The sequence below is a fragment of the Moorena sp. SIO4A5 genome, from assembly GCF_010672005.1.
Classification (GTDB): Bacteria; Cyanobacteriota; Cyanobacteriia; order Cyanobacteriales; family Coleofasciculaceae; genus Moorena.
On sequence record NZ_JAAHHZ010000304.1, the window covers coordinates 1 to 5,418 of the forward strand.

The 5,418-nt window shown below is 45.8% G+C and carries 8 protein-coding genes and 1 tRNA gene; 6 read left to right on the forward strand and 3 right to left on the reverse strand.

Translation table 11 applies throughout. The annotated features are described in order from the left end of the window. From F6K57_RS35595 to F6K57_RS35615, 5 genes are all read left to right on the forward strand, one after another. Nucleotides 1-1,213, forward strand: a 1,213-nt coding sequence (locus F6K57_RS35595; protein ID WP_293072725.1) for an amidase, incomplete at its 5' end; no start/stop codon positions are given. Between the two features lie 68 nt (nt 1,214-1,281). Further along, nucleotides 1,282-1,632 (forward strand): hypothetical protein, encoded by a 351-nt coding sequence (locus tag F6K57_RS35600; RefSeq protein ID WP_293072728.1) that lies wholly within the window; start codon nt 1,282-1,284, stop codon nt 1,630-1,632. A 280-nt stretch (nt 1,633-1,912) separates the two neighbouring features. Further along, entirely contained in the window at nt 1,913-2,386 is a 474-nt protein-coding gene (locus tag F6K57_RS35605) for a pentapeptide repeat-containing protein (RefSeq protein ID WP_070391320.1), read from the forward strand. Nucleotides 2,387-2,682: 296 nt separating this feature from the next. Next, a complete protein-coding gene (locus F6K57_RS35610; protein WP_070391318.1) occupies nt 2,683-3,006 on the forward strand; it encodes an antibiotic biosynthesis monooxygenase in 324 nt (107 codons plus the stop codon). Between the two features lie 160 nt (nt 3,007-3,166). After that, complete coding sequence (locus tag F6K57_RS35615) at nt 3,167-3,316, forward strand: hypothetical protein (protein WP_293072734.1); 150 nt, start codon at nt 3,167-3,169, stop codon at nt 3,314-3,316. Nucleotides 3,317-3,341: 25 nt separating this feature from the next. Here the strand turns inward: F6K57_RS35615 and F6K57_RS35620 are convergent. Continuing rightward, a tRNA-Gly gene (locus F6K57_RS35620) sits at nt 3,342-3,412 on the reverse strand. A 222-nt stretch (nt 3,413-3,634) separates the two neighbouring features. Between F6K57_RS35620 and F6K57_RS35625 the strand changes: the two genes are divergently transcribed. Then, a complete protein-coding gene (locus F6K57_RS35625; RefSeq protein ID WP_293072737.1) occupies nt 3,635-3,820 on the forward strand; it encodes a hypothetical protein in 186 nt (61 codons plus the stop codon). Here F6K57_RS35625 and F6K57_RS35630 read toward each other — a convergent pair. Both F6K57_RS35630 and F6K57_RS35635 read right to left on the reverse strand, forming a co-directional pair. Beyond that, the gene (locus tag F6K57_RS35630; RefSeq protein ID WP_293072740.1) at nt 3,789-4,655 is read right to left on the reverse strand and encodes a hypothetical protein; all 867 of its coding nucleotides are present in this window, start codon (nt 4,653-4,655) and stop codon (nt 3,789-3,791) included. The two genes, F6K57_RS35625 and F6K57_RS35630, sit on opposite strands and share 32 nt — an antisense overlap. A 404-nt stretch (nt 4,656-5,059) precedes the next feature. Next, nucleotides 5,060-5,418: ABC-2 family transporter protein (locus F6K57_RS35635; protein WP_293072743.1), on the reverse strand; the 359-nt coding region annotated here is incomplete at its 5' end.

Genomic DNA, 5,418 nt, shown 5'->3' on the forward strand with positions numbered 1-5,418 from the left:
AGAAAATGCCTATCAACGAGCCAAAAAAGCTGACGAAGCTTTAGGACGAGGGGAAATTTGGGGTAGGTTACATGGAGTACCCATAACCATTAAGGACAGCTTAGAAACTAAGGGATTACGGACTACCAGTAGCTACGAACCTTTAGCTAATTACGTCCCAACTCAAGACGCTACCGTTGTGGCTAGACTCCGTGCAGCGGGAGCAATTCTTCTCGGAAAGACCAATACACCAAAACTGACGGCAGATTTTCAAACCAATAGTCCCCTATTTGGGAGAACAAATAATCCCTGGAATCTGGACTATACCAGCGGTGGTAGTACTGGGGGTGGTGCAGCCGCCGTAGCTGCTGGGTTATCGCCTTTGGAACTAGGTAGTGACCTTGGCGGTTCTATCCGTGTTCCTGGACATTTTTGTGGTGTATTTGGCCTTAAGCCTACGGAGCATCGTGTTTCAACCTTTGGACATATTCCAGAGCTACCAGGAAAGCCAAAAACCATCCGACACTTACAAACCATAGGACCTCTGGCTCGCTGTGTCGAAGACTTGCGCTTGTGTTTATCCTTAATTCAAGGACTCGATCCCCAACAAAATTGGTTACTTCCTATACCGACAGAGCAGTTTAAACTAGAGAATTTACGGGCATACCGCTACGCTTGGACAACAGGTTTTGGTGATATTCCAGCATCAACAGAAACCAAGAGATGCTTAGAGAAATTGGCATTATCTCTGGAAAATTTAGGGTGTTGCATTGAGGAACATAACCCACCGAATTTGGACGTTACTGTAGCAAGGGAAACCTATAGCGAGATTCTCAAATTTGAATTTGGTTTATCCGAGATCAATCAACAACAGTATGAACATGCTCTTCATAAACGCGATCGTATAATTACTGATCTAGAAGGCTTCTTATCTGATTGGGATGTTTGGTTGTGTCCTGTGGTTCCAATAGCAGCATTTACCCATCGCCCATCAGGGGAACCAATTGAGATAGATGGTAAGCAGTTTCCTTATCTGAAAGCTATTGGTGCTTACACCACACTGTTTAACTTAGGTGGTAACCCAGTCATAGTCCTACCCCTTAGCCAGTCCCAGAAAGGCTTACCCATTGGTGTGCAAGTGGTCGGAAGACGGGGGAGTGATATGAGACTGATCGCAATTGCTGAGACATTGACCCAAATCACCGGAGGCTTTCAACCTCCACCGGGATATTAACGGGATTGATACCGAGTTGCATTCAAAGAGAGTAGATTGCTTGGATAGGGAGATGGGGAGATAGGGAGATGGGGAGATGGGGAGATGGGGAGATGGGGAGATGGGGAGATGGGGGGATCCTCACAGGGGTAGGTTTTTTACATTTGGGTAAAACATGGGACGACCCAGAGGGAGAGGAAAAGGAAAACAACGAACAAGCGATGCAGCGCCGACCTGCGGGGGAAACCACGCCAGTTGCTCATGGGGGGAACCCCCAAGACCGCACTGGCTCCCCAAGACCGCGCTGCATCGCTTTCTTATCCCCCACACCCCAAACCCCAAACCCCACACCCCACACCTTCAGCTATCAGCCTATGCGCTACTTGAGGTGCTACTGTTCGCGCACCACCTCAAGTAGCGCAATCGGTGCTTTTGAATAAAATAAGCTGACGGCTGACTTCTGACTTCTGACTTCTGCTATAACAATAGCTGGGATGCGTTCGCGAAGCGTCGGCTTTGCCGAATCGCTTAATCCCTTACCACCTTAATCCCTTAACCTTAACAATTATTTATCTTTTCTTAACAACCTAACCAATTTAGGGAATAATTCCATAACTAACCTTAACAAATCATCAGTATAATCCCGGACAACTAATGGGTTATCATAAAAGTGGGATAAAGCAATACATACTGATAATTTTCCTTCTAGGGAGGCCAAAAATGAAATTCAATATTTTGGCAACGCTAACCTTACTCGCTTCCCTGTTCTTTACTGGTTCAGCAGTAGCTGAAAACCCAGACCAGGTGCAACAGTTGCTCTCAACTGGTGAATGTCCAGGGTGTAATTTAAAAGGAGCGGATCTATCGGGTGCACATCTACTAGGGGCTGACTTGAGGAATGCTAACCTGCAAGGAGCAATCTTAATCGAAGCCAACCTAGAAGGTGCTGACCTGACTGGTGCCAACTTAAACGGGGCTAACTTAACCCAAGCCTTTGTTACCAACGCTAGTTTAAACTGCGCTAATCTCAACCAAGTGAATTTAACAGCGGCCAAGCTTTACGACACCGATGTGTCTGGAGCTGTCATGAACAACATGACCTTAACTAATGCCGAGATATTTGAAACTGGCATTGGCATTGGTGGTAGTGCCGAGGAATTCAATTTCAATGTCGAGTGTAGAGTAGAGTCTTGACACGTAAGCGATCAGCGATCAGCGATCAGCTATTAGCTTATGGATCACAGTGTCGAAGCCTGTGCCACGGTACTGATTGGTGCTTTTGAATAAGTTATGGAGCGCGGTCTTGAGGGAAATCCCCAAGACCGCGCTCCATTTAGAAAACAGGTCAGCATTGGTTTAATCTGAGTTAAGCTGACCACTGACTGCTGACTGCTGAATGCTTACAAAGATGCAGATATTGGCATCTGTGCAGCTCAACCATTAGCTGTTATGATCGGAAATCAACCCAGAAAATCAGAGGGGAGGGAAAGTTGACAGAATTTCTAGATTTTCTGAAGCATAAGTATGCTTATGTTGCCATTGGTGAATTCAAGCCAGGCAAATTTCAAGAAGCTCAGGATCTTTACGAGAAAGCTGTATCTACCTATATCCAAGGGTTCAAAGGCGCTTACCTACTGCAAGAACCTGGAACCGATAGAGGGATTGCTGTGATCTTTTGGGAAAGTATAGCGGACATGGAAGATAATCAAAGTGAAGCCTATGAGGCGATCTTAAACCAAATGTCTCACTTGTTTACCAAAGCTCCCACTACATCGTTCTACGAAGTTTGCAGTGAAATCCAGCCTCCCAATTAGCTGGAGAATTAAGAATGCGCGAATTTAGAATGGAGAATTAAGACTCATGCGATCGCGTAGCCGTAGGGTGCGTTAGGGGCGGAAAGTCTCTAATTTTTTGCCTCTTGGCCAGGGTTGACATAGTCTGCCCCGTAACGCACCACCTGTCGAGTCCAGTGCGATGCTCTTAAGGCCAAAGGCCACGCTACGGGAACAGAGCCGCTACGCCAACAGAGCCGCTACGCCAACAGAGCCGCTACGCGATGAAGCGTTCGCAAAGCGTGGCCTACGGCCTCAGCTTCCGCTAAAAGGGAACGGATTAAACCTGTAATAATATATACAACTTGTCTACTAAGAGCGGATGGGGGGAATCGAACCCCCATCATCAGCTTGGAAGGCTGAGGTTTTACCACTAAACTACATCCGCACTGTTTCCAGTACTTTTAGCATCATAACATAACAAAATCAAAATGCCACCTTTTTTAGAGCTAATTTGTAAAGTAAATATTAATAAGCTTGAAAGCCTTGCTATGATTGTCTTTTGGTTATTAAATAGTTCAATTGTTCTAGTTTAGCGCAAGCCTTATCCTACAAGGTTTAGTGCGAGTTTACAAATCAGCTCTTAGATCAAAAATCAGGACTATTGCCTATGGCCTCTTGCCTCTTGCCTCTTGCCTCTTGCCTCTTGCCCATTGCCTCTTGCCTCTTGCCTCTTGCCTCTTGCCCATTGCCTCTTGCCTCTTGCCTCTTGCCTCTTGCCTCTTGCCTCTTGCCCATTGCTAGCATGCCTATTGCTAGCATGCCTATTGCCCATTGCCTCTTGCCTCTTGACTAATGGTGAGTTGGAAGCGATAAGCTTGGACAACTGGTTGACCTGCCATGTAAGTAGGGGCAAACAGCCAATGGCGAATCACCTGCTGAGCGAGTTGCTGAGCCTGATCAATACTAATATTGCCTTGCTGCACTTGAATATAGTCCGCTAGCAGTTCCGGTTTACCATTGGAATCAATTAACACCACCACCTTCAACACTAACTCTTCCGATAAATCAATACCTGTCAAATTCAGCTCCTCAGCGGAAAATTCGGTTTTGTTAGCTGGTAGCGGTAGAGCCAATTGGTCTGGAATATCCCGATTGGGATTAGTCAGACCAAATTGACTCATCTTAGCCAGAAAGGTATCTTTTGATGCCGACTCTTCTAGGATGCTGGAAGCCGGTGGCTGAATCGGTGGTGGCAGAGGTAAGGGTAAAGGTAGCGGCCTTTGGATGACTGGAATAGGCTTAACAGGAGTGATCGGAGTTGTTGGTTCAGGTGCGGGTACAGGTATAGTTAATTCATAAGATGTTGGCAGTGCTAGCTCTTTAACGGGTAAGCTTTCCTCTGTTGGTGTTCGCTCTAAGTCAGGCTCAGTGACATCAATGGTAGAGTTAGAGACAGTTTGGTGATTAAAATTCCTATCTGACCTAGGACTAGTTAGAGCTGTTGATGGGTCTTCTGGTGATGTCTCTTGCTCAGCTATGTCTTCCGGAATGATAGGAATCAGATCGATGGCAATCAAATCCTGACTGGGTGGCGAACTTTCCAAGCGCCCCATCAAGAGCATATACAGTATCGACAAGAAGCATAGATGAATGACAACAGACGCCAAAACCATGGCCAACCATAGCATTGGCCCGTTAAAGTGACGTGGTTCAGGTAAATTAGGGGGATTATTTGGGGGCAAACGTTTTAGGGTCATTCGTTGCTAGAGCGTTGCTCGAGTCTTGTAATTGTGTAAGCTATCAGCTATAAGCACCTCAGCTGTCTGCTAAGGCAATCCAACGCCTGATCAATAAAAAGAGTCCCTGAATCATGAATAGCTGATAGCTGATACCCCAGAACTGAATCATCATGTAATTTTATACTTTGGATTGGTCGAATATATAGCGTTAATCATACTTATCAGGGACATTAATCCTTATCAGGTAAATTTAATATGCAGTCCCTGATCTGACTCCCCATCTCCCTATCTCCCTATCTCCCTATCTCCCCACACTTTCCACGCTTCCCACACTTCCCACACTTCCATTACGATCAAGCTCCCATGCCAGAGTAATGCTTTAACCCTTTACGCCATAACCAGCGGTTGACTAGGAAAAATATCAAACTCCAACCTAGAATCACCAATATTCCCCCTACCACATTCACAGGTAAACCAATCAACAGTGCTGCTGGGAAATGAATCAGATAAGGAAAGGGTGTCCACTGGGCAATTTCCCTTACCAAAGGAGGAAAGACTTCCAACGGAGCAATTAACCCAGAAAGAAATAAGTAGAGCAAAAATGATAATTCTTCAATAGCACTAGCCCGTTCTGTCCAAAAGGCGAACATGGCAAAGGTATACTGCATCAAAAAGCGTAGGGCAAAGCTCATTGCCACCACCAGGCAACCGA

Bases quoted from the DNA above. Each gene is read 5' to 3' on its own strand.
- F6K57_RS35615 (WP_293072734.1), top strand. From the start codon at position 3,167: ATGCTCTTAAGGCCAAAGGCCACGCTACGGGAACAGAGCCGCTACGCC.
- F6K57_RS35605 (WP_070391320.1), top strand. From the start codon at position 1,913: ATGAAATTCAATATTTTGGCAACGCTAACCTTACTCGCTTCCCTGTTC.
- F6K57_RS35625 (WP_293072737.1), top strand. From the start codon at position 3,635: ATGGCCTCTTGCCTCTTGCCTCTTGCCTCTTGCCTCTTGCCCATTGCC.
- F6K57_RS35630 (WP_293072740.1), bottom strand. From the start codon at position 4,655: ATGCTATGGTTGGCCATGGTTTTGGCGTCTGTTGTCATTCATCTATGC.
- F6K57_RS35600 (WP_293072728.1), top strand. From the start codon at position 1,282: ATGGGGAGATGGGGAGATGGGGAGATGGGGAGATGGGGAGATGGGGGG.